Source organism: Actinoallomurus sp. CA-150999, assembly GCF_050942425.1.
Lineage (GTDB): Bacteria > Actinomycetota > Actinomycetes > Streptosporangiales > Streptosporangiaceae > Actinoallomurus.
The window spans coordinates 9304113-9327695 of the sequence record NZ_CP192063.1 but is presented as its reverse complement, the minus strand read 5'-3'; the positions used below and the strand labels follow the sequence as shown (position 1 = coordinate 9327695).

The window sequence follows — 23583 nt, the reverse complement described above, 5'->3', positions numbered from 1 at the left end:
GCGCATTCGCCCCCGGCGGTAAGCGCTCCGTGGATCAGGCGCCGCCGCCCCGGGGCAGGAGCGCGTCGCCGAGCATCCGCCACTGCGGCATCGCGGACCGGCCCGGCTCGAGCCCGATCACCTGCACGGCGACATGGTCGGCGCCGGCCTCGATGTGGGCGTGGAGCTTCTCGGCGATGGTGTCCACGTCGCCCCAGAAGACGAGGTCGTCGACGATGCGGTCGCTGCCGCCACCGGTGATCTCCTCCTCCGAGTAGCCCAGCCGGCGGAACTTCGCGACGTTGTACGGGGTGGTCAGGTAGAGGTGCAGGTGCTCGCGGGCGATCGCGCGGGCCTTGCCCGGGTCGGACTCGAACAGCACCGCGTGCTCGACCGCCAGGAACGCGTCCGGTCCGAGGATCTCCCGGGCCTGCGCGGTGTGCGCCGCGTTGACGTGGTAGGTCTGGGCGCCCGCGGCGCGGTCGCGGGCGAGCTCGAGCATCTTGGGCCCGTACGCGGCCAGGATGCGGCGGATCGGGACCTTTGGGGCGGGGTTGGGCGTCTCGACCGCGTCCATCTCGTCGAGGTACTCCCTCATGGCGGCCAGGGGTTTGACCCCTGGTCGCGCGCCGCCGAAGCCGAGGCCGAGCACGTGCCGGCCGGGGTACGCGTCGGCGAGCAGGTGGGCGGCGCCGTACGTCCACCGGGCTCCGCGCGACCAGATCTGGGCGATGCCGTTGACGACGCGCATCCGTTCGGTGCGGGAGAGCAGGAAGGCCGCGTGTGTGAGCGCCTCCCGCCCGAGGAGCTCGGGGAACCAGAACGCCTGCCATCCCTGCTCCTCGAGCTCCTGGATCGACTCGCGCATCCGCGCGGCCGGCTGGTGCTCGAAGTCGAACGTGTAGATCCCGAACCGCCCGAGATCCAGGCCGTCGACGCCGCCCATCGCACTCTCCTTCGGCACATCATCGATCAGAACGCATCGAAGTATCGCAGAATTACGATATGAGCGCCAAATCTGTGCGGCCTGACGCCGTACGGCGTCGCGGGTCTAGAGGGTGCGCCCGAGGTCGGCGACGAGCCGTGCGATGCGCTCTTCGTCGCGCTTGTAGTGGGTCCACTTGCCCACGCGCGTCGACCGGACCAGGCCGGCCCGCTCCAGCTCGGCCAGGTACGCCGACACCGTCGACTGGGCCAGCCCCGCCTTGGCCTGGATGTGGCTGACGCACACCCCCACCTCGGCCGGGTCGGCGATCGCCTCCTCCCGCGAGAAGTGGCGATCGGGCTCGCGCAGCCATGCCAGCAGCTGCAGTCGCATCGGGTTCGACAGCGCCCGCAACGCGCGGATCAGGTCGGGATCCGGGGAGACCGCAGCATCCGCCATAGACGCGGAGTATAGGGCTCTATCGACGTTTCGCGGGAAGTCGATATGGCGGCCGGCCGACCGGTGCGCCGGGATCCGGCCGGTCGGACGGCCCGGCGCACCGGGATCGGGGCGATCACGAGATCATGTCTGCCGGATGTGAACGGCCGCCTCCTGGGGCGGTGAGGCGAGGGAGGCGCAAGTGACTTTCGGGCTGGGGGACCGCGCGGTCGTGGTGACCGGCGGCAGCAAGGGGTTCGGCCGGATCGTGGCGCGCCGGCTCGCGGCGGAGGGGTGTTCGGTGGCGCTGTGCGCCCGGAACGCCGAGACGCTGGCGGCGACGGCGCGTGAGATCGAGACCGAGTACGGGGTCCGGGTGTTCGCGCGCTCGTGCGACGTCACCGTGCCGGATGAGCTCGGGGCCTTCGTCGACGCGGCCGCGGAGGCGCTGGGCGGTCTCGACGGGCTCGTGACCAACGCGGGGGACGCGTTCGGCGGCGGGCTGATGGACTCGACGCCCGAGGAGTGGACGAGGACCTTCGAGCTGAACGTCGGGCACTCGGCGCACGCGATCCGGGCCTGTGTGCCGCACATGCGGGCGCGTGGGCGGGGCGACGTGGTCATCGTGTCGTCGATCTCCGGATGGAAGCCGAGCCGCAACACCCAGTACGGGGCGAGCAAGGCGGCGGAGATCTACATGGCGAGCACGCTGGCCCGGGAGCTGGCCACGGACCGGATCCGGGTGAACACGGTCAGTCCGGGTTCGATGCTGATCCCCGGCGGCGGGTGGGACGAGTTCCGGCAGCGTGAACCCGAGCGCTACGAACGCTTCCTGGGCGAGTTCCCCGGCGGGGCGCTGCCGAGCGGCGAGGACGTCGCGGAGGTGGTGGCGTTCCTGCTCTCGGACCACGCCAGGGCCGTCAACGGCGCGAACATCCCGGTGGACGCCGCCCAGAACGCCCCGGCGGCGAGCGGCTACTGACCTCCCTCTCCGCGTCGGCGGCCCGCCCCGGCCTGGGTCCTTTAAGGGCGAGTTGTTGACTCCTGTCGTGACCGCGAAGCACGCTGATTTGCATGGCGACTGTGCCGTCGCGCGTGGAGGCGGCCGCCGATGGGAAGGTGATGCGGGGCCGCGAGCACGTGTGGAACGCAGTTACGAACCTCCTCCGCGCCGGCCGGTCCGGCGTTCTCCTCGTCGACGGGGAGGCGGGGACGGGGAAGAGCCTCCTGCTCGCGGTGGCGGCGCGGGCGGCGGCGGAGCGCGGGTACTCGACGCTCGTCGGGGAAGGGCGGGAGTTCGGACCGCCGACGTGCTTCGAGCCGTTGCTCTCCGCGCTCGGCGGCTGCGACGGTGAAGGGCCGGTCCGGTGGGCGCGTGAGCGGCCGTGGATCGTCGAGAGGCTCGGGTCCGCGCTGGTGGAACGCGCCGGCGCCGGTCCGGTCATGGTGGGCCTCGACGACCTGCAATGGGCGGATCCGGCGGCGCTGACGGCGATTCAGACCCTCTCGCGGCGGCTCGCCGCCGTTCGCGTGGTGTGGCTGCTGACCCGCCGGACGACGGATCACGCGACGGACGCCGGCCGCCTGTTCGACCGGCTCGAGCGGGACGGCGCCGTCCGGTTCACGATCGGCCCGCTCGACGACGCCGCCGTGCGGCAGGTCGCGACGGACGTGCTGGGAAGCGATCCCGACGCGGACGTTCTGCGCCTCGCCGGCGAGGCGGGCGGCGACCCCGCGTTGGTCACCGAACTGCTGTCCGGGTTGCTGGCCGAGGGGTCCGTCCGGACCGTCGACGGGCACGCCCGGCTCGTGGCCGTACGGCTCCCCGGCCGGGTCGAGGACGACGTCAGGCGTCGTCTCGACGCGGTCGGCCCGGCGACACGTCAGCTGCTGAGCGTCGCCGCGATCATCGGCCGGTCGTTCGCTCCGGAGGACGCGGCCGAGCTGCTGGGGACCACGCCGGCCGCCCTCCTGCCCTGGATCGACGAGGCGTTCTCCCGAGGGCTCCTCGCCGCCGGACCGGACGAGCTCTGCTTCCGCAACGACCTGGTGTGGCGGGTCACCGCCCTCACCGTGCCCGCGCCGGTCCGGCGGGCGCTGCACCGGCAGATCGGGGACCTCCTGCTCACGCGGGGCAGGACGGCCGCGCTCCCCGCCGCCTCCCACCTCATTCGGGGCATCCGGGCGGGCGACGCCCGGGCGCTGACCGCACTCGACCGGGCGGTGGCCGAGGTGATCCCCGCCTCCCCGCGCGCGGCGGCGGCGCTCGCCACGCACGCCCTCCGGCTGACCGACCCCCGGGAGCCCGCCTGGCCCGCCCGGGCGCTGACGGCGATCCACGCCCTCACCGCGGTGGGCCGGCTCGAAGAGGCCGCGGAGCTCGTGGACTCGCTGTTCACCCGGCCGTTGCCGCCCGCCTCGTACCTCCGGCTGCACTGTCTGCGCGCCGAGCTCCTGTACCTCCGAGGGCGGGCGGCCGAGGCCGCGGCCGAGGCGACCGCCGTCCTCGGCCGGCCGGGCGTCCCCCGCGAACTCCGGGACGAAGCCGAACTGGTCCTGCTCGACGCGCTGGCCGGGGCGGGCGACGACGCGGGCGTGCGCGCCCACGCGGATCGGATCGTGTCGGCCGCGGCCGGGCACGGCGACGCGCTGATCACCGGGGCGCTGATCCGGCTGGCCCTGTCCGACTGGGGTGCGGGGCGGCTGACCGACGGACTGGGCCTCGCCCGTGAGGCCGTACGCCGGGCGAGGTCCGCGGAGGCGCGCCGCCTGCACCCCCGGATGATCCTGGCGATGCTGTTGACCGACGTTCGCCGGCTGGACGAGGCCCGCGCGGTGATGGGGACCGCGGGGGAGGACGCCGAAACGATTGGGAACCTGGCCTGGGCGGCGGCGCCCGGCGTCATCCGCGCCCGCCTCGACCTGGCCGCGGGCCGGTTCCCCGAGGCCGTCGCCGAGGCCGAGGCCGCCCTGGCGAGCACGCGCGACCTGGGACCGCACCTGCTGACCTCGTCCGCGCTGGCGGTGCTGGTCGCGGCGACGCTGCGGGCCGGCGATCTGAGCGCGGCGTGGCGGTACGCCGAGGCGGAGCGGCCCGCCCTGTCCCAGTACGGATCGCCGCGCGCGGAGGCCGGGTTCCATCTCGTGCGGGCGCAGGTCGCCGCCGCCCGCGACGGGCCCGCGTCGGCGGAGGAGGCCGTCGTACGGCTCTGCGACGAGGCCACGGCGAACTGCTGGACCTTGGTCGGCGAGCCGACCGCGGCACCGTGGCTCGTACGGACGGCGCTCGCCCTCGGCGACCGGGCCCACGCCGAGAGGGTGGTCTCGGCGATGGACCGGCTGGCCGCCGACCACCCCGTCTTCTCCAGCGTCGGTGTCACCGCGACGCACGCACGCGGCCTGCTCGACCGTGATCGGGTCGCTCTGCGACGCGCCGCCGAGCAACACGTCGACCCGTGGGCCGGCGCCTCGGCGGCGGAGGATCTGGGAAGCCTGCTCGCGGCGGACGGCCCCGGGACACGCGGGGAGGCCATCGCCGGCCTGGACGCCGCGCTGGCGGCCTATTCGGCACTCGGCGCGATCCGCGACGCCGCTCGGGTCCGCCGCCGGCTCAGGCGGCTGGGCATCCGGCGCCGGCACTGGAGCCGGGCCGACCGGCCGGTCTCCGGCTGGGCCAGCCTCACCGACACCGAACGCCGTGTCGCCGAGCTCGTCGCCCAGGGCCTGACCAACCGCGAGGTCGCCGACCAGCTGTTCATGAGCGCGCACACGGTCGCCTTCCACCTGCGTCACATCTTCCGGAAGCTGGATGTGACCTCCCGGGTCCAGCTGACCCGGCTCGCGCTGGAGGCCGGCGACTGATCCCCGGCGGGGACGCCCCTCGGATGGCATGCGACCTCTCCCGTCACATCCGCATCATTGTGAAAATTGGCCTTTCTGATCCCACAATTCAATAGAGGACACTGCATCCTCATGAGTTGTGTTCTGAGAGGCTAAGCGGCACCGGTCTCGGCGGTTGAGTGACCCAGATCACACAAAAGCCTGGTGCCGTCTGCGTGTTTTGTCCTGCTATGTTCCTATAACTCTTGCGGCGCTCGTACGCGTCGCCCGCATATCCGCTGGTGATGGTCAATCCGTCGGCCCGGGCAAGGGTGCGTTTGCGAAAACGCATTGTCCGGGGCGAATTCGGCCGATCTGGCTCATATTCAAAATTACACAACCCCCTACGCCGCCATCACAATGGCGGCCATTCCCCAACCCTCTTTTGACGCCGCCCGCCCTGCGGGCGACCCGCTGAATCCGCACCCCCGCGGAACCGGGGACCCACCAGAAGTCCCGGGGTGAATCGGCACGCCCCCCTTGTGCCGTAGGGCAGCTTCCACGCCCGAACCCGTCAGCTAACCCGGTAAGCGGCATGGAAGCCAAGGAGTTCCCCCATGCCCTGTGTCCCCCGACCCGAGAAAACGCCATCCGCATTCCGTTTCATTCCAGCCTTCGCCGGCGTCGCAACGGCCGGTGCCGCCGCGATCATTTTGACCTCGGCCGGACCGGCCGAGGCGTCATCCGCCGTTTCTCTTCCTGACCACGCCGCGGTCCCGTTCCCCCCGGCAAGCCGGCCCGTGCAGTGGCCCATCCCCGGCAGGGGACTGGACGCCAGGCCCAAGGACGAGCCCAAGGTGCAGAAGGTGCCCACCGCCGCCGACGCGCTGAAGCTGGCCGTCTCCCAGGTCGGCACCACGGAGACCGCCGCCGGGGGCACCAAGTACAACCAGTGGTTCATGTCCACGCCGTTCGCCAAGAGAGGCGTCCAGCGAGACGGCGGGGCGATCAGCGACTATGCCGACGCGAGCTGGTGCGACATGTTCGTCACCTGGGTCGGCGCTCAGGCGGGCATCAAGGGAATCGGCGGCGACGCCTTCACCCCGGAGCACGCCCGCTGGTTCAAGCAGCAGGGCCGCTGGGGCAGCGCTCCTAAACCGGGCGCGGTGGTGTTCTTCTCCTGGAGCGGCGGCGGCATCGACGGCATCGACCACGTCGGCCTGGTCATCAAGGACAACCACAACGGCACCATCCAGACCGTCGAGGGCAACACCGACAACGCCGTGCGTATCCGCACCCGAAGCACCGATCAGGTCGTCGGCTACGGCTACCCCCAGTACGGCTGACGACCGCTGTCCCCCCGCGTCGGCGTCGGGCCCCCAGAGGGCCCGGCGTCGACGCATGCTGCCACCGTCCCGGTGTTCGGTGATCTTGTTCGGTCTCGAGGAGACCCCCGCGCTCGCTCGCCGGGCGTGAGTCGTCCGGAGGAGCCGGTGGCCGCGGCACGCGCGGCTGAAAGTTTCAGCCGCGTTCCCGGTCCTGTCCCAGGTCGGCGTGCGTCTGCGCGTCCGGAGGCCGGGGTGCTCTTGCGATGCGATCGGGGGCGGGTGATCGTTGCCAGCGCCCGCAAACGCCGGAGCAGGACCGGGTGCCGCTTCGCCGCCTTTCGCCAGGGAGAACGCCCATGCCGATCCACCGGAGCTCATGGTGCAGAGCCGTGCTGGCCGCGGTCGCGGTACTGCTCGCCGGATTGGGGCTCGCCACGATCCAGACCGCCGCCCACGCCGCAGTCTCGTGTTCTGCCACGTACGCCAAGAGCTGGGACAACGGGAGCGCGTTCGGCGCGAACATCACGGTGACCAACACCGGTGATCCGCTCACCGGCTGGACGCTGAGCTTCGACTTTCCCGACAACCAGGTGATCACCCAGATGTGGGGCGGCGTGCCCTCTCCGGCGGTGCCCACCCCGGCGGGTGGGGCCATCACCGTCACCCCGACCTCGTACAACGCCGCCCAGGGCGCCGGGGCGACCTGGACCGTCGGCTTCAACGGCACCTACACCGGCGCCAACAGCGCTCCGAGCGTCTCGTGCGCCGGCCCCGGTTCCGGAGGAACGCAGCAGGCCCTGGTGGTCTCCCCGACGAGCGTGAGCGTGCCCGAGGGCGGGACGGCCGGCTACACGGTCCGCCTGAACGCTCAGCCGTCCGGCGACGTGACGGTCACCAGCACCGCGGGCACCGGTGACGGCGACATCACCGTGGTGAGCGGCGCGACCCTGACCTTCACCACGTCCGACTGGAACACCCCGCAGACCGTGAAGCTCGGTGCCGCCGAGGACCCCGACAGCACGAACGGCACCCGGCCGATCACCGTGGCGTCCAGCGGCCTGACGTCGGTCACGGTCAACGCCACCGAGGCCGACAACGACGGCGGCGGCACCGGAGGACCGGCACCCGCGCTGCACGTCTCCGGCAACCACCTCCTCACCTCGACCGGCGCCACGTACCGCCTGCTGGGCGTCAACCGGTCCAGCGGCGAGTTCGCGTGCGTGCAGGGCAAGGGCATGTGGGACAGCGGTCCGGTGGACCAGGCCTCGGTCGACGCGATGAAGGCCTGGAACATCCACGCGGTCCGGATCCCGCTTAACGAGGAGTGCTGGAACGGCACCGACGGCACGCCCAACGGCGCCACGTACCAGCAGAACGTCAAGGACTACGTGAACCTGCTGGTCGCGGGCGGCATCACGCCGATCGTCGAGATGCACTGGAACCACGGTCAGTACACGGGTCAGGGCGCGGGCTGCTCGGACACCACCGCGACCTGCCAGAAGCCGATGCCCGACGCGCAGTACGGGCCGACGTTCTGGACCGGCGTCGCGAACGCCTTCAAGGGGAACAACGCGGTCGTCTTCGACCTGTTCAACGAGCCCTACCCGGACGCCGCCGCGAACTGGGACGCGACCGCCGCCTGGACCTGCTGGCGGGACGGCGGCACCTGCACCGGCATCGGCTACCAGGTGGCCGGCATGCAGTCGCTGGTCAACACGGTGCGCGCCACCGGCGCGACCAACGTGATCATGCTCGGAGGCGTCGCCTGGTCCAACGACCTGAGCCAGTGGCTGACCTACAAGCCGACGGACTCGACCGGCAACCTGATGGCCGCCTGGCACACCTACAACTTCAACACCTGCTCCAACACCTCCTGCTGGGACAGCCAGGTCGCCCCCGTCGCCGCGAAGGTGCCGGTGCAGGCCGGTGAGATCGGCCAGAACTCCTGCGCCCACGACTACATCGACCAGGTGATGGCGTGGGCGGACGCGCACGGCATCGGGTACACCGCCTGGACCTGGAACGCGTGGGGCTGCAGCCAGGGCAACGTCCTCATCAACGACTACAGCGGTACCCCCACCAGCACGTACGGCGAGGGTTTCAAGGCCCACCTGCTCACCCAGAACCCGCTGTCGTAGAACCTCGCGGCCGGGCCCGTCACCTGGCGGGCCCGGCCCGGTTCGCGGAGAACACGCCCGGGAGCCACCCATGCTTCGCAGATTCGACCTGTACGCCCTGCTCGCCGCGCTCCTCGTGGCGCTCGCCCTCTGCCTCGCCCTGCCCGCGCGATCGGCGACGACGTCCGTCCGGATCATGCCGCTCGGCGACTCCATCACCGCCGGGCCCGGCTGCTGGCGCGCGATGCTCTGGCACCACCTGCAGACGGCCGGATACACGAACATCGACTTCGTCGGCAGCGTCCCCGACGGCGGCTGCAACTACGGGTACTCCTACGACGGGGACAACGAGGGCCATGGCGGCTACGCCGCCACCGGCATCGCCGACCAGAACCAGCTGCCGCCGTGGCTGGACGCGGCCAAGCCCGACATCGTCCTCATGCACCTGGGCACCAACGACATGTGGGGCGGCACCATCCCCACCGACAAGATCCTCGCCGCGTACACGAAGCTGGTCGGCCAGATGCGGGCGAACAACCCGAACATGAAGATCCTCGTGGCGCAGATCATCCCGATGAACCCGTCCGGGTGCTCCACCTGCGCGGCCGGTGTGGTGGCGCTCGACAAAGCGATCCCCGGCTGGGCCGCGGGCCTCACGACCGCGCAGTCGCCCATCGTGGCCGTGGACCAGTGGACCGGCTTCGACGCGGCCACGGACACCGGCGACGGCGTGCACCCGAACGACACGGGCTTCCAGAAGATGGCCGACCGCTGGTACCCACCGCTCGCCCAGGCGCTGGGCGCGGCCCCGCCGCCCTCGTCCCCTCCGCCGACCGATTCCCGCTGTACCGCCACCTACCGGGTGGTCTCCCAGTGGAGCGGCGGCTTCCAGGGCGAGGTCACGGTGAAGAACGACTCCTCGGCCGCCTCCACCGGGTGGACGGCCACCTTCTCCTTCGCCGACGGGCAGCAGATCAGCCAGTCGTGGAACACCGTCCTCACCCAGAACGGTGCCGCCGTCACGGCGCACAACGCGGCCTACAACGGCGACCTGCCGGCCGGCGCGTCGACCACATTCGGTTTCACCGCCGGCTGGAACAACACCACCAACGCGCCACCGCAGGTGACGTGCACATTCGATGGCTAGGATCCGACTCTCGGTGCACGCGGTGCTTCCGTGTGATGATGATCTGCCCGAATTGCGTGCCCGGCACGACGTGGTGCGGACGCGCGGCTCGGTGCCCCGTCCCCACTTCGGAAGCAGGAACGATCCGTGCGGCGTACCACCACACTCTCCGCCCTGGCCCTCGCTCTCGTCACCGCCGTCGGCTGCGCCGTCTTCACCACCGCGCAGGCCGGCTCCGCCGCGCCGAACGGCGCCCGCACCCTGCTGGACGCGGTGCCCCGGCGCGGTGTGCTGCGGGTGTGCACCACCGGTGACTACCGGCCGTTCAGCTACCTGGACCCGAAGACGAACACGTACAGCGGCATCGACATCGACATGGCGAAGAATCTGGCGAGCAGCCTGGGGGTGAAGGTCGGCTTCGTGCCCACCACGTGGGCGAAGATCGTCGACGACCTCGCCGCGCGCAAGTGCGACATGAGCATGGGCGGCGTCTCCGTGACCCTGCCGAGGGCCCAGAAGGCGTACTTCAGCACGCCGTACCTCACCGACGGCAAGGCCGCGATCGCCCGCTGCGCCGACAAGGACGAGTACCAGACCCTGGAGGGCATCGACCGGCCCGGGGTCCGGGTGATCGTCAACCCGGGCGGCACCAATGAGCAGTTCGTCACGGCGAACATCAAGAAGGCCACGATCATCAAGCACGCCGACAACAACACCATCTTCGGCGAGATCGTGGCCGGTCGGGCCGACGTCATGATCACGGACGGGAGTGAGACGAAGTACGAGGCGAAGCTCCACCCCGAGCTGTGCGCCCTCAACCCCGACAAGCCGTTCACCTTCGCCGAGAAGGCCTACCTGTTGCCGCGGGGCGACGAGGAGTTCAAGCAGTACGTCGACCAGTGGGTCCACCTCACGACCAACGACGGCACCTACGCGCACTTCGCCGCCGCCTGGCAGTGACGTGAACCCGGCGCGTGCCTCGCCCTGGGGCCTACCAGGGCGGGGACGTGCCGGAGCCGGCGATGTGCAGGGGGACGCCGCGGGCGCGCAGCGTGGCCAGCTCGTCCTGGGGGGTTTCGGAGTCGACGACGACCAGGTCGAAGGCGGTCAGCGGGGCGAGCTGGTGCAGCCCGTTCTTGGCGAACTTGCTGTGGTCGACCAGCAGGACGCGACGGTCGGCGGAGTCCATCAGCGCCCGCTTCACCGCCACCGTCTCCTGTGACTGGTGGTAGCAGTGGCCGTTGGTGATCGCCGTCGTCGACATGAACAGGACGTCGGCGTGCAGTGACCGGATGGCCTCGCTGGTGCGCAGGCCGAGGAAGGCGTCGTAGGCCGGGTAGTACGCGCCGCCGAGGGCGATGAGGTCGATGCCCGGCTTGTCGGCCAGCAGGTTCACCGCGGCCAGGAAGTTCGTGATCACGGTGAGCGGTCCCCGCGCCGGCAGCAGCTCGGCGATGGCCAGGCCGGTGGTGCTCTCGTCGATCATGATCGCCGCGCCGGGGGAGACGAGGCCGACCGTCGCCTGGGCGAGCTGCCGTTTGGCCTCGGCCATCGCCTCCAGGCGATGGCGCACGTCGCCGTGGTAGGCCGGGGACGGCTGCGCGGTGGCGCCGCCACGGATCTTGCGCAGCCAGCCCTCGCTCTGCAGCGCGTCCAGGTCGCGGTGGATGGTCATGACGCTCACGTCGTACGTCTCGGCGAGGCTCTTGACGTGCACGAACCCTTCGTCCGCGACGCGCCTGCGGATCTTCTCCCGCCGGTCCCGCGCGCCCTCGGCGTCGCTCGCGGCCGGTGCCGTCGCATCCTCTGCCACCTGCGCTCCTCGACCCCCGATGTGATGTCGATGTGAACGTAACACACGCCCGACCGTCGGTGCGAACATGCAAAACACGACACCAACGGCACTATCAGTACTGACGGGCTGCTTTGAATCGCGCTGGTTAACGCGATTCGGCGTTAAAATCTCTCAGATACTTGACATGGTTCGGGCGTCGGGTGTTTCGTTCGTCACCTGAACAGGCGGTTCGCGCGGGCCGCCCTGCCTCCTCGCCCCCGAACTCCCGGAGGAGAACGTGACAATGTTCCGCACCAGGACAGTCGCCGCGGCCACGGCCGCCCTCACCCTGCTCACCGCCGCCACGGCCTGCGCGAAGAACTCCGGCGGAGCCGGAGCCGGCGGCTCCGGCGACGCGAAGAACGCCAAGGTCGCCTTCCTCATGCCGGACATTGCCTCGACCCGGTACGAGCTGTACGACGCTCCGCTGTTCAAGGCCAAGATGAAGCAGCTGTGCCCGGGATGCACGGTGCTGTACCAGAACGCCGGCGCCGACGCTTCCAAGCAGCAACAGCAGGCCAGCTCGGTACTGGCCCAGGGCGTCAAGGCCATCGTCATCGACCCGGTGGACTCCACGGCGGCGGCCTCGATCGTGCGGACCGCGCAGGCGCAGAAGGTCGCGGTGATCGCCTACGACCGGCCGATTCCGGCCATCAAGGCCGACTACTACGTGTCGTTCGACAACCAGAAGATCGGCGCGTCGATCGCCCAGTCCCTGGTCGACCACCTCAAGCAGACCAAGGCCAAGGGCGGGATCCTCGAGGTCAACGGATCGCCGACGGACGCCGCCGCCGGTCTGATCAAGAAGGGCATCCACAGCGCCGTCGACCCCAGCGGGCTGAAACTGCTCGCCGAGTACGACACGCCCAACTGGGAGCCGGCCAAGGCACAGGACTGGGTCAGCGGGCAGATCAGCAAGTTCGGCAAGGGGCAGATCGCCGGCGTCGTCGCGGCCAACGACGGCACCGGCGGCGGTGCCATCGCCGCGTTCAAGGCGGCCGCCGCGCCCGTGCCCCCGGTGACCGGGAACGACGCCGAGCTCGCCGCCGCGCAGCGGATCATCGCCGGCGATCAGTACAACACCATCTCCAAGCCGATCAAGATCGTGGCGGAGGCCGCGGCCACCGTGGCGAACCAGTTCCTGCAGGGCAAGCCGCCCGCGGGACAGACCACGCTGTTCAACACGCCGTCCCAGCTGTTCACCCCGACCGTGGTGACCCAGCAGAACATCGGCCAGGTCCTGCTCGGCCCCGGCGGCGCCCTCAAGGTCTCCGACGTCTGCACCCCGACGTACGCGGCGGCCTGCGCGAAGCTCGGCATCAAGTGACGGTCCGCCGGCTCCGGTCCACCCGACCGGAGCCGGCGGCTTCGGCCGGATCGACGAAGGATCAGCATGTCCTCATCGCCTTCCCAAGCGAGCCCGCTGCTGTCGCTGCGGGGCATCAGCAAGACCTTCGGTGCCGTCGCCGCCCTGACGGACGTCGACCTCGACGTCTCGGCGGGTGAGGTCGTCGCCGTCGTCGGCGACAACGGCGCCGGAAAGTCCACCCTGGTCAAGGTGCTGTCCGGGGTCCACCAGCCCGACGCGGGCACCATCGCGTTCGACTCGCGCACCGTCACGGTCCCCAGCCCGGCGGCGGCGCAGCAGCTCGGCATCGCCACCGTCTTCCAGGACCTGGCGCTCTGCGAGAACCTCAACGTGATCGAGAACCTCTTCCTCGGCCGGGAGCTGCGCGCGCTGCGCCTGGACGACGTCGCCATGGAGGTCCGCTCCCGCGAGCTGCTCCGTCGGTTGTCGGCGAAGATCCCGAAGCTGTCGGTCCCGGTCGCCGCGCTGTCGGGCGGCCAGCGGCAGACCGTCGCGATCGCCCGGTCCCTCCTCGGCGACCCGAAGATCGTCATCCTCGACGAGCCCACCGCGGCACTCGGCGTCGCCCAGACCGCCGAGGTCCTCAACCTGATCGACCGGCTGCGCGAGGGCGGCCACGGAGTGATCATGATCAGCCACAACATGGACGACGTGTTGTCGGTCGCCGACACGGTGGCCGTGCTGCGCCTCGGCCGCAACAACGGGGTCTTCGACGCGCTCGAGGCGTCGACCGAGCAGATCGTCACCGCGATCACCGGGGCCGCCGACAACGCCGTCACCCGGCGCCGGAGGCGGGCGCGCCGCGCCGCGTCGGCGCCCGCCGAGGAGGGCACCGTGTCCGCGGGCGCCAAGGAAGGGGCCGACCATGAGTGACCTGGGCACCGCGCCACCGCTCGCCGAGCCCGAACAACCGGAGCCGTACGAGCCGGAGGAACCCGGCGGGCTGCGCGCGCTGGCCTCCCGCTTCCGCGGCGGCGACCTCGGCGTCCTGCCGGTCGTGGCGGGCCTGGTGGTGATCTGGACGGTGATGCAGTCCCTCAACAGCGTCTTCCTGTCCAGCACCAACCTGGTCAACCTGACCCTCGAGTGCGCGCCGGTCGGCGTCATCGCGCTCGGCGTGGGACTGATGCTGCTGGTCGGGCAGATCGATCTCTCGGTCGGCTCGCTGAGCGGGCTGGCGGCGGCCCTCACCGCCATCCTGTTCGTCGATCAGGGCCTGTCGCCCTGGCTGGCCGTGCCCGCCGCGGTGGTGACCGCCGCCGTCATCGGCTGGCTCTACGCGCAGGTGTTCAACCGCCTCGGCGTGCCGAGCTTCGTCATCACCCTCGCGGGCCTGCTCGGCTTCCTCGGCGTGCAGCTGTGGGTGCTCGGCAGCAAGGGCGCGATCAACCTGCCGTACGACTCCGGGCTCGTCACCTTCGCCCAGCTCGACTTCCTGCCGCAGTGGCTGTCGTACGCGCTGGCGGTCGTCGCGGCGGGCTGGCTGTTCGCCACCGGATACCTGCGGGCCGGGGCGCGGCGGCGCGCCGGGTTGCCCGCCGCGTCGCTGCGCGGTCTGCTGCTGCGGAGCGTCGTGCTGCTGGTGGGCCTCGGGGCGGCGGTGGGGTACCTCGGCCAGACCCGAGGCGTGGGCTGGATGTTCGTGCTGTTCCTGGCGCTGGTGCTGGCGACGCACTACGTGCTGGCGCGCACCAAGTTCGGCAAGTCGATCTACGCGGTGGGCGGCAACGTCGAGGCGGCCCGCCGGGCCGGCATCAACGTCAAGGCGGTGTACACCTCGATGTTCGTCCTGTGCACCACGCTCGCGGCGATCGGCGGCGTGCTGGCCGCGGCCCGCCTCGCCGCGGCGAACCAGAGCACGGGCGGCGGCGACGTGAACCTCAACGCCATCGCCGCCGCGGTGATCGGCGGCACGAGCCTGTTCGGCGGGCGCGGCAACGCGTTCGCGGCGCTGCTGGGCATCGTGGTCATCCAGTCCATCTCCAGCGGCCTCACCCTGCTCAACCTCGACTCCTCCTTCCGCTACATGGTCACCGGAGCGGTGCTGCTGCTCGCGGTGGCGCTGGACGCGGTGGCCCGGCGCTCACGTGCCTCCCACGGCCGCGCCTGACGACATGATGAGACCAGGAAGGAAGTAGCCATGGCGGTGGTCTGCGTCGACGCGGGCACCACGATGATCAAAGCGGTCGGCTACGGCGACGACGGCACCGAACTGACGGTGGAACGCCAGAACACCACCGTGCGGAACCCCGCGCACGGCCACGCCGAGCAGGACCCGGCCGAGGTCTGGCAGGCGGTCGTCCGCGGCATCCGGCGGGTGCTCGAACGCCTGGACACACCGGTGACCCACCTGGCCCTGACCGCGCAGGGCGACGGGTCCTGGCTGGTCGACGCGGCGGGGGCGCCGACCGGGCCCGCGATCCTGTGGAACGACGGACGGGCCGGGGCGATCGTCGAGCGCTGGGCGCGCGACGGGGTCCTCGAGCGCGCGTTCCGCCGCAACGGGTCGCTGACCTTCGCGGGCCTGCCCAACGCGATCCTCAGCTGGCTCCGTGCGCACGACCCGGACCGGCTCGCGCGCTCGGCCGCCACCCTGACCTGCGGAGGCTGGGTCTTCCTGCGTCTCACCGGGGAGACGGTCGCGGACCTGTCGGACGGCTCGGCGCCGTTCATGGACATCCGCGAACGCCGCTACTCCGACGAGCTCCTCGCCCTGTACGGGATGGAGTGGGCCCGGCCGCTGCTGCCCGAGTTGCGCGGCGACGGCCGGCGCGTCGGAGGGCTGACCGCGTCCGCCGCGGAGGAGCTCGGCCTGCCCGAGGGCACGCCCGTGGTCCTCGCCCCGTACGACATCGCGACCACGGCGATCGGCGTCGGCGCGGTCGACGCCGGTCAGGCGTGCACCATCCTCGGCACCACGCTGTGCACCGAGATCGTGCTGGACGAACCCGGGCTCGACGGCGACCCGTCCGGCCTCACCGTGGCGCTCGACCGGCGTTACCTGCGGGCCTTCCCGACGCTCGCCGGCGGACAGGTGATCGACTGGGCCTGCCGCATGCTGGACCTCGGTGACGACCCGGCCGCGCTGTCGCGGCTCGCCGAGCAATGTTCGCCGGGCGCCGACGGGCTGCTCTTCCTGCCCTACCTGTCACCGGCGGGGGAGCGGGCGCCGTTCCTGGATCCCCGCGCGCGTGGATCGTTCCATGGGCTGTCCGTCGACCACGACCGCGAGCATCTGGCCCGCGCCGTCCTGGAAGGGCTCTGCCTGGTGATCCGCGACTGTCTGACCGCGTCCGGGGCACGGCCCGTCGAACTTCGGGTGAGCGGCGGCGGATCCGCCAGCGCGGCCTGGCTGCGGATGCTGGCCGACGCGACCGGCGTCCCCGTGGTACGCACCGCGGACGCCGAGGCGGGCGCGCGCGGCGCGTTCATCGTCGGGGCCGTGGCGACCGGCCGGGCCGCCGGCGAGCGCGAGGCGGCCGACGCGTTCATCCGGCCCGGCGACGTCTTCGCACCGGACCCCGGCAACGTCGAGCGGTACGCCCGCCTGTACGAGGCGTTCCTCGAGGTGCGCGGCGCCACCGCGGTGGCCTGGCCGACCCTCGCGACCCTGCGCGGCGGAGCGGCGTGAACGGCCACGACGAGGTGTGGCTCGGCATCGACCTGGGCACCCAGAGCGTACGGGTCGTCGCCGCGACGGCCTCCGGCCGGATCGTCGGGTCCGGCGCGGAGCCGCTGACCGGACGGCGCGAGGTGGGCCGCCACGAGCAGGACCCGGAGCAGTGGTGGCGGGCCACCGCGGCGGCCTGCGGCCAGGCGCTCCAGGGCGTACCGCCCGGCGCGGTGCGTGCCGTCGCCGTCGACGGCACGTCCGGGACGATCCTCCTGACCGACGACGACGGGACGCCGCTGACCCCGGGCCTGATGTACGACGACACGCGCGCCACCGAGGAGGCCCGCCGGGCCGACGAGGCCGGCGCGGCGGTGTGGGAGGAACTGGGGTACCGGCGGATGCAGCCGGCGTGGGCCCTCCCGAAACTGCTGTGGCTGCTGGACCGGCACGACGGACCCGCCCGCCTCGCCCACCAGGTCGACTTCGTCAACCGGCGGCTGGCCGGCCACGCCGTCCCCACCGACCTGAGCAACGCGCTGAAGACCGGTGCGCACCTGATCGAGGAGGCCTGGCCGGCGGACGTCCTGGACGCGCTGGGGGTACCGCCCGGCACGCTGCCGGAACTCGTCCGTCCGGGCACCCCGATCGGCACGGTGTGCGCGGCCGCGGCCGAGGTCACCGGCATCCCCGCGGGCACCCCGATCATCGCCGGGACGACCGACGGCTGTGCCGCGCAGCTCGGCGCCGGGCGGTTGACCGTCGGCTCGTGGAACTCCGTGCTCGGGACCACGCTCGTGCTGAAGGGCGTCTCCACCGAGCTCGTGCGCGACCCGTACGGCGCGGTGTACTCGCACCGCGCGCCGGACGGCGAATGGCTGCCCGGCGGCGCGTCGAGCACCGGCGCCGGCGTGCTCGCCCGCGACTTCGCCGGCCGCGACCTGGCCGCGCTGGACCGCCTCGCGGCGGGACACGAGCCCGCGCGCGCCCTGGCGTACCCGCTGGTCTCCGAGGGAGAGCGGTTCCCGTTCGCGGCGCCGGACGCCCGCGGCTTCCTGCTCGGCGGCACCGGCGACGAGGCCGACGACTACGCCGCCGTCCTACAGGGCGTCGCGTACGTCGAACGCCTGTGCTTCGACCACCTCGACCTGCTGGGCGCGCCCACCGGCGGCGACATCACCCTCACCGGCGGCGCCGCGCGCAGCGCGTACTGGTGCCGGCTGCGCGCCGACGTCCTCGGGCGGCCGGTGATCGTGCCGGCCAACCCCGAGCCCGCGCTCGGCGCCGCCGTCCTGGCCGCCTCACCCGGCCGCCGCGTCGCCGAGGTCGCGGCCGAGATGGTCGCGGTCCGCGACACGATCGACCCGGGCCCGAACGCCGGCCGGTTCGACGACGGGTATCTGCGCCTGGTGGGGGAGCTGGAGCAGCGCGGCTGGCTGCCCGCGCCCACGGCCGCACACGCACGCACGCGGACGGCGCCCGGAGGGGCAGCGTCTGGAGGGGCCACGTCTGGAGGGGCCACGTCTGGAGGGGCCACGTCTGGAGGGGCCACGTCTGGAGGGGCCACGTCTGGAGGGGCCACGTCCGGAGGGGCCACGTCCGGAGGGGCCGCGCCGACTCAGGAAGGAATGCCACGATGACCCAGTTCGTCCTCGTCCGCCATGGAGAGACCGAGTGGCACGCGGAGAACCGCTACGCGGGCATCAGTGACGTCTCCCTGACCGAGCGCGGCCTGGAACAGGCACGGCAGCTCGCCGCCTGGGCCGGAAAGGCGGGGTTCGCCGCGGTGTGGACCTCCACACTGACCCGGGCGCAACTCACCGCGGCCCCCTGCGCCGACGCCATCGGCGTACCCCTGAACGTCGACGAGCGGCTGCGCGAACTCGACTTCGGCCAGGCCGAGGGGCTGACCCGCGCCGAGATGCACGAACGGTTCCCCGAGGCACTACAGGCGTTCCGCGCCGACCCGGTCGCCGACCACCTTCCCGGCGGCGAGGACCCCACCGATGCGGTACGCCGGTTCACCGGATGCCTGTACGACCTCGTCGACCGGTATCCCGGCGACCGGGTCCTGGTCGTCGCGCACACCACCGCGATACGGCTCGCGCTGTGCGAGCTGATCGGGGTCCCGCTTCGCGACTACCGGCGGGTCTTCCCGTCCGTGCGCAACTGCGCGCTGACCGAGATCCGCATGAGCCGCGAGGAGACCGCCTTGCTGGAGTTCAACACGCCAATCGAGAGCATCCAGGAGCTCACCACATGACCACCCGCCTGCTCGCGGCCGGAGACCACTTCGTCCTCAACCGGCTCCTCATCGACGCCGTACGGGCGCAGGCCCCGGGCGACCTGGAGTTCGCCGAGGTCACCCTCGACTGGCCGCTGGTGCCGTTCGGCCGGGTCGCCGAGGTCGACGAGGCGTCCGGCACCGAGGACCAGCTGATCGAGGCACTGGGCGACGCCGAGATCTGCCTCACCCAGATGGCACCGCTGACCCGCCGGGTCATCGAGGCGTGCCCGCGGCTCAAACTGATCGGGATCGGCCGTGGCGGACCGGTCAACGCGAACCTCGATGCGGCGGCCGAGCACGGCGTGACCGTCTGCTACGCGCCCGGCCGCAACGCCGGTGCCACCGCCGAGCACACCCTCGGCATGATCCTCGCCGCCGCGCGCCGCATCCCCCAGACCCACGCCGACCTGACCGCCGGCCGCTGGCGCAGCGACTACTACCGGTACGACGAGGTCGGCATCGAACTGGACGGCAGCACGGTAGGCCTGGTGGGCGGCGGCGCGGTCGGCAACCGCGTCGCCCAGATGCTGGACGCCCTCGGTGCGCAGGTGCTCATCCACGACCCGTACCTGACCGAGACCGCGGTCGGCGAACTGGTCTCCCTGAAAGAACTCCTGTCCCGCGCGGAGGTCGTCACGCTGCACGCCCGCGTCACCCCGGAGACCACCGGGATGATCGGCGCACCGGAGATCGCCGCCATGCCGCCCGGCGCGATCATCGTCAACTGCGCACGCGGCGCGCTGCTGGACTACGAGGCCGTCTGCGACGCGATCGACGGGGGACACCTGTTCGGCGCCGCGTTCGACGTCTTCCCCGAGGAGCCGATCCCCGCGGGTTCGCGGCTGCTGTCCACGCCGGGCATCGTGCTGACGCCACACCTGGCCGGCGCCAGCCGCCAGACCGCCGCCAACGCCGCCCGCATCCTCGCCGAGGACGTCGGCCGCTACCTGCGAGGCGAGCCCCTGGCCCACGCCGCGAAGGCTTGACCGGCCGACTGTGGCGGGCGCGTCTATGGTCCCGGCGGGTCAGCCGTGTCGTCGGTCCACCCGCCCCGACGATCTCGTTCGTACCGAGAGGAGCATCATTAGCGGCTACGCGACCCGATAGGAACACCATGCGGGCAGTTCTGATGTGGTTCCGTAGGTCGGCGCTGAGTCGCTTGGGCTCCGCTACCACAGGGTGTTAATGTAGTCATACATGGGTAGTACTATGACTACATGCCAGGCAAGCATACGCGGGCGGCCATCAAGGAGTTGGAGGACGCCGGGTGGAAGGTCACCTACACCAGCGGACGAGCTCACGCCTATGCGAGAGCATCCTGCCCTGGCGGCCCCGGCTGCTGCACTCCTCCATTCTCAATCAACGGAACTCCCGACGTCGACGAACACGAGGCACAGAAGATCCGGAGGCGGATGCGGCAGCATGACGCCAAGGCGATCGCACGACAGGAAGAGGAGGACTGATGAGCACGTACTGGTTTGAGCTTGAGATCGGGCCGGTCGGCGACCTTGAGGAGGCCGCAGAGCGGCTGTACTCGCGTTGCGGTGACGGTCAGCTCTCCGGCGACGAGCGGGGTGGCACCATCATGTTCTCGCGTGAGGCGCGCAATGCGACCGAGGCAATCCTGTCAGCGATCGACGACAGCGAGCGCGGTGGACTGTCGGTGATCGGCGTCATGGAGGACCTGGTCACCATCGACGACATCGCCGAGAAGACCGGCAGGTCCGCCCCGGCGGTTGGGCACTGGACGACCGGTGAACGCGGACCGGGAGGTTTTCCCGCTCCAGCCATTCACCGCGGCAGCCGCGTCAAGCTGTACTCCTGGGCAAAGGTGTCTCGCTGGCTGGCTGATGCCGGACTAGGGAAGATTGACTCGGTTGCGGCGGAGGTCGCCGCCGCCGCCGCCGATGTGGATGCCCTTCTGCGTGCTCGACAGGTGCTACGTGACGCCCCGTCAGGCAAGCGCGAAGCCCTGGTGAAGCTGGTAGCGGTTTAACGTTGAACAGCCTCTTCTGCCGCGATGAGGACCCACCTGGGACGGGCCGGGCTGCCGGTCAAGCCGCCGACTATCTTGGGCGCGTGTCGGCCTGTGCGATGGAAAGGCGGCCCGCGGTCGTCACAGCATTTCGGTGGACGGACAGGCCGGCCTCGAAGAGAGTCCAGCCAACTCGCGGACGTTGGCGGCATGGGTGTGGTCGTGTGGCTGAACCGCTTCGGCGATCGTGTCGTATGCCGTACTGAAAGGTGGACGTCAGGCCGAAGCAAGTGCTTAGGAGTACGTTTCGTGGCTACGGTCGAGGTTCGGCGCATGATGGGCGCCGATCCCCAGGATGTGTACGAGCTGATCGCCGACGTGACCCGGATGGGCGAGTGGAGCCCTGAGTCGACTGGAGCCGAATGGCTGAGCGGCGAGCCGGGCGCGGTCGGATCGACGTTCCGTGGGGACAACCGGCGTCCTTGGGTGAAGTGGAGCACGATCTGTACGGTCACCGTGGCCGACCGCGGAAAGCGTTTCGCGTTCACCGTCAAGGCGGCCGGTAGGCCGGTTGCGACGTGGGAGTTCGAGATCGCGCCGCGCGACGGCGGGTGCGAGGTCACCGAGCGGACTCTCGATCAGCGCAGCTTGTTCTACAAGGTGACCTCGGTGGTCACTACCGGCCTGGGGCGGCGCTCAGTTCGCAATCGATGGACGATGGAACGGACGCTGGACGCGCTGGCGCACGCCGTCGAGCACTGAGCCCTGCCGGCGCCGGCCTGACTAGATCGCTTCTGGTTCCAGCGGAAGCAGGATGGGAGAGAGAGCGTTCAGCGCGGTCGTGAGCAGACGCGCCCCCGCCCTGACATGTCCGTCGGCATCGTCGAGCAGAGCGCGACACTCTCGTACGGCGGCGTCTCGTTCACGACCGTACACAGCGAAGACCTCCCGAATCGCGGTGTGGATCCAGTCGGACGTGTTGTCGTCGGCGACGGCGAGCGCGCGGGAGATCACGGCATACCCGACCTTGTCCTGCCGACGAAGCAAGGCGACCGCCGTCGCCCAGGTCACGAACGTGTCGTGAGGGTCGAGCACAAGCGCAACGAGCGGTTCACAAGCCTGCCGCAGGTCGGCGAAGACGGCCAGGGCGCGACCCGCATCCGCCCGGTCCCGGTGGTCGGCGCTGCGCGCCATCGTGGTCAGGGAGACCACTATCGCGTGCCTTGCAGCGCCCATGACCGGATCCTTTCATCGGCACCCGCCTGCCGTCGGCTCCGCTCAGCCTGGACCTGGGATGGGCGAATCGGTCGCGGCGTCCAGATCGTCGACGAGCGTATCCGGCGCACGCATACGCCAGGCGTCGGTGACGAGCTCTTCCAGCCGGTCGAGGTCCACCTTCTCCAGCCACAGCATGACCAGAGGCATCCCGTCGTAGGAGGGTGTGGTGAAGAAGAGCTCCGGCTCACCGAGCAGCAACGCCTGCTTCTCCGCCTCGTCGCCGACGTACAGCACGGCGATGTCGATCCGGATGACGCGCGGCTTTCCCGGTCTGCGCTCGGGGTACGACCAGACGAACCCTTTGTCGGCGACCCGGAAATCGAAGCCGTCGCTGTCGATCTCCACCACGTGAGGGAGCGCGAGCGCCAACCGGCGGACGTCATCGGCGTCAGCCATCGTGGTCACTCCCGGACACCGCCTTCTGCACATGTGCAGGCTATCGGTCCTACCGACCGCGAACTGGGGCGACGTGGGTCTTCACGGGTGGTAGTCGGCGAAGACGATTCTGGTGTCTCCTGCTTCGGCCTGGAACGGCCCGGTGCCGCACAGGTCGACCTCTTGCGGCAAGGCCGGTGGGTTCAGATTCGCGATCAGCACGACCTCGCCGTTGATTCCGGTGGTGAGCTGAACGACCCGGGTTCCGTGGAGAGTCGTGTCCGAGCCTCGGGTCAAATGCGCGTGCGCGTTGGCCAGGGGTGGGCACCCGAAATCGGTGACGCTCTGCACGGCTTTGACGAGTTCGCCGAGCGTGGCATGCGGGGGCGGAGCTTCCCGTGGGAGGTGCCTGCCGATCGGGCGCGACCCTGTCGGGGTGACCACGAGGCGGCCACTGGACGCGGTGCCCTTGTAACCCTGGTAGTCCCAGGAGACCGTGACCTGCCGGATGTGACTGAGCGCGGTCGCGCTTCGCGCGACGATCTCCTGCGGGCTTCCCAGGGACGTCGGCTTCGCGGACGGCGTGTGTGACCCGCACGAGGTGATCGCCGCGACGAGCAGCCCGACACACGGCATCGTCGCGCGCACCGAATATCCCATCCGAGGATTAGACCGGACCGAGCCGTAGCACGGCGACACCGCCATTGATGGCCACCGCTGTGATGCTCAGGTTGTTCGCGCTGCCCGTGCTGTTGGGGCCCAGAGTGAGTCGGAACTCCTTCCCTGAACCGGCCGAACTGCACTTGACGCCGGTGCAGAATCCGCCCGTCCGGTCCCCGAGATAGCGTCCGACAATGGTGACGGTGTCTGTGCCGACCGATTGCACCTGCACCGAGTCGACCTCCAGCCTGCGCGGCACTGGAATCTTCATCGACGCGCTGACCCCAACCTCACAACGGCCGGTGCGACAGGCGGCGAGATTAGAGCCGTCCGCCGGGGTCGGCAGCGCGGGTGAGCCCGGCGACGAGGATGCGCTCGGGGAAGGGGGCCGCGGCGAGGCTTCGTCGCCCTGCCCGCAGCCGGCCAGTGCCAGCATTGCGGCTGCCACGGTCACGAGCGGTCG

Annotated in this window: 23 protein-coding genes and 1 riboswitch; of the genes, 16 read left to right on the top strand and 7 right to left on the bottom strand. The window is 71.0% G+C overall.

What is annotated here, in order from left to right; all coding sequences use genetic code 11:
* Positions 1-34 precede the first annotated feature (34 nt).
* Positions 35-943 carry a TIGR03620 family F420-dependent LLM class oxidoreductase gene (locus ACQP2O_RS42895; RefSeq protein ID WP_433174961.1) on the bottom strand — a complete coding sequence of 303 codons (909 nt, stop codon included), beginning with the start codon at positions 941-943 and terminating at the stop codon, positions 35-37.
* Positions 944-1030: 87 nt separating this feature from the next.
* Positions 1031-1363: an ArsR/SmtB family transcription factor gene (locus ACQP2O_RS42890; protein ID WP_433174960.1), complete on the bottom strand. Its 333-nt coding sequence runs from the start codon at positions 1361-1363 to the stop codon at positions 1031-1033.
* Positions 1364-1544: 181 nt separating this feature from the next.
* On the opposite strand from ACQP2O_RS42890, the gene ACQP2O_RS42885 reads away from it, so the two are divergent.
* From ACQP2O_RS42885 to ACQP2O_RS42860, 6 genes are all read left to right on the top strand, one after another.
* Positions 1545-2324, top strand: a complete 780-nt coding sequence (locus ACQP2O_RS42885; RefSeq protein WP_433174959.1) for an SDR family NAD(P)-dependent oxidoreductase — start codon at positions 1545-1547, stop codon at positions 2322-2324.
* Between the two features lie 92 nt (positions 2325-2416).
* On the top strand, positions 2417-5203 hold the full coding sequence (locus ACQP2O_RS42880) for a LuxR C-terminal-related transcriptional regulator (protein WP_433174957.1): 2787 nt from the start codon (positions 2417-2419) through the stop codon (positions 5201-5203).
* Between the two features lie 420 nt (positions 5204-5623).
* Positions 5624-5769: riboswitch (cyclic di-AMP (ydaO/yuaA leader) on the top strand.
* A gap of 192 nt (positions 5770-5961) precedes the next feature.
* Positions 5962-6507, top strand: a complete 546-nt coding sequence (locus tag ACQP2O_RS42875) for a CHAP domain-containing protein (RefSeq protein ID WP_433174956.1) — start codon at positions 5962-5964, stop codon at positions 6505-6507.
* 338 nt (positions 6508-6845) lie between these two features.
* Positions 6846-8627, top strand: coding sequence for a cellulase family glycosylhydrolase (locus tag ACQP2O_RS42870; RefSeq protein WP_433174955.1), 1782 nt, complete (start codon positions 6846-6848; stop codon positions 8625-8627).
* A gap of 70 nt (positions 8628-8697) precedes the next feature.
* The gene (locus tag ACQP2O_RS42865; protein ID WP_433174954.1) at positions 8698-9753 is read left to right on the top strand and encodes a cellulose binding domain-containing protein; all 1056 of its coding nucleotides are present in this window, start codon (positions 8698-8700) and stop codon (positions 9751-9753) included.
* Positions 9754-9879: 126 nt separating this feature from the next.
* On the top strand, positions 9880-10692 hold the full coding sequence (locus ACQP2O_RS42860) for a transporter substrate-binding domain-containing protein (protein WP_433174953.1): 813 nt from the start codon (positions 9880-9882) through the stop codon (positions 10690-10692).
* Between the two features lie 31 nt (positions 10693-10723).
* Here ACQP2O_RS42860 and ACQP2O_RS42855 read toward each other — a convergent pair whose 3' ends face one another.
* On the bottom strand, positions 10724-11545 hold the full coding sequence (locus ACQP2O_RS42855; protein WP_433174952.1) for a DeoR/GlpR family DNA-binding transcription regulator: 822 nt from the start codon (positions 11543-11545) through the stop codon (positions 10724-10726).
* Positions 11546-11810: 265 nt separating this feature from the next.
* On the opposite strand from ACQP2O_RS42855, the gene ACQP2O_RS42850 reads away from it, so the two are divergent.
* The 10 genes from ACQP2O_RS42850 (at position 11811) to ACQP2O_RS42805 (ending at position 21569) form a co-directional block, all read left to right on the top strand.
* Positions 11811-12893 carry a substrate-binding domain-containing protein gene (locus ACQP2O_RS42850; protein WP_360898660.1) on the top strand — a complete coding sequence of 361 codons (1083 nt, stop codon included), beginning with the start codon at positions 11811-11813 and terminating at the stop codon, positions 12891-12893.
* Between the two features lie 66 nt (positions 12894-12959).
* Positions 12960-13808 carry an ATP-binding cassette domain-containing protein gene (locus ACQP2O_RS42845; protein WP_433174951.1) on the top strand — a complete coding sequence of 283 codons (849 nt, stop codon included), beginning with the start codon at positions 12960-12962 and terminating at the stop codon, positions 13806-13808.
* A complete protein-coding gene (locus ACQP2O_RS42840; protein WP_433174950.1) occupies positions 13801-15045 on the top strand; it encodes a sugar ABC transporter permease in 1245 nt (414 codons plus the stop codon). The genes ACQP2O_RS42845 and ACQP2O_RS42840 overlap by 8 nt, the downstream gene beginning before the upstream one ends.
* Before the next feature lie 30 nt (positions 15046-15075).
* On the top strand, positions 15076-16566 hold the full coding sequence (locus ACQP2O_RS42835; RefSeq protein WP_433174949.1) for an FGGY family carbohydrate kinase: 1491 nt from the start codon (positions 15076-15078) through the stop codon (positions 16564-16566).
* Positions 16563-18185, top strand: a complete 1623-nt coding sequence (locus ACQP2O_RS42830) for an FGGY-family carbohydrate kinase (RefSeq protein ID WP_433174948.1) — start codon at positions 16563-16565, stop codon at positions 18183-18185. The genes ACQP2O_RS42835 and ACQP2O_RS42830 overlap by 4 nt, the downstream gene beginning before the upstream one ends.
* Positions 18182-18808: a histidine phosphatase family protein gene (locus tag ACQP2O_RS42825; protein WP_433174947.1), complete on the top strand. Its 627-nt coding sequence runs from the start codon at positions 18182-18184 to the stop codon at positions 18806-18808. Before ACQP2O_RS42830 ends, ACQP2O_RS42825 begins: the two co-directional genes overlap by 4 nt.
* Entirely contained in the window at positions 18805-19818 is a 1014-nt protein-coding gene (locus ACQP2O_RS42820; RefSeq protein WP_433174946.1) for a 2-hydroxyacid dehydrogenase, read from the top strand. The genes ACQP2O_RS42825 and ACQP2O_RS42820 overlap by 4 nt, the downstream gene beginning before the upstream one ends.
* Before the next feature lie 231 nt (positions 19819-20049).
* Positions 20050-20295, top strand: a complete 246-nt coding sequence (locus ACQP2O_RS42815; protein WP_433174945.1) for a hypothetical protein — start codon at positions 20050-20052, stop codon at positions 20293-20295.
* The gene (locus ACQP2O_RS42810) at positions 20295-20828 is read left to right on the top strand and encodes a hypothetical protein (RefSeq protein ID WP_433174944.1); all 534 of its coding nucleotides are present in this window, start codon (positions 20295-20297) and stop codon (positions 20826-20828) included. The genes ACQP2O_RS42815 and ACQP2O_RS42810 overlap by 1 nt, the downstream gene beginning before the upstream one ends.
* Before the next feature lie 288 nt (positions 20829-21116).
* A complete protein-coding gene (locus tag ACQP2O_RS42805; protein WP_433174943.1) occupies positions 21117-21569 on the top strand; it encodes an SRPBCC family protein in 453 nt (150 codons plus the stop codon).
* 21 nt (positions 21570-21590) lie between these two features.
* Here ACQP2O_RS42805 and ACQP2O_RS42800 read toward each other — a convergent pair whose 3' ends face one another.
* The 4 genes from ACQP2O_RS42800 to ACQP2O_RS42785 all read right to left on the bottom strand — a co-directional run bounded on the left by ACQP2O_RS42800 (position 21591) and on the right by ACQP2O_RS42785 (position 23574).
* The gene (locus tag ACQP2O_RS42800; RefSeq protein WP_433174942.1) at positions 21591-22001 is read right to left on the bottom strand and encodes a hypothetical protein; all 411 of its coding nucleotides are present in this window, start codon (positions 21999-22001) and stop codon (positions 21591-21593) included.
* Positions 22002-22085: 84 nt separating this feature from the next.
* Entirely contained in the window at positions 22086-22481 is a 396-nt protein-coding gene (locus tag ACQP2O_RS42795; RefSeq protein ID WP_433174941.1) for an MmcQ/YjbR family DNA-binding protein, read from the bottom strand.
* An 81-nt stretch (positions 22482-22562) separates the two neighbouring features.
* The gene (locus tag ACQP2O_RS42790) at positions 22563-23120 is read right to left on the bottom strand and encodes a hypothetical protein (RefSeq protein WP_433174940.1); all 558 of its coding nucleotides are present in this window, start codon (positions 23118-23120) and stop codon (positions 22563-22565) included.
* 7 nt (positions 23121-23127) lie between these two features.
* Positions 23128-23574, bottom strand: a complete 447-nt coding sequence (locus tag ACQP2O_RS42785) for a hypothetical protein (protein ID WP_433174939.1) — start codon at positions 23572-23574, stop codon at positions 23128-23130.
* Between the last annotated feature and the right edge of the window lie 9 nt (positions 23575-23583).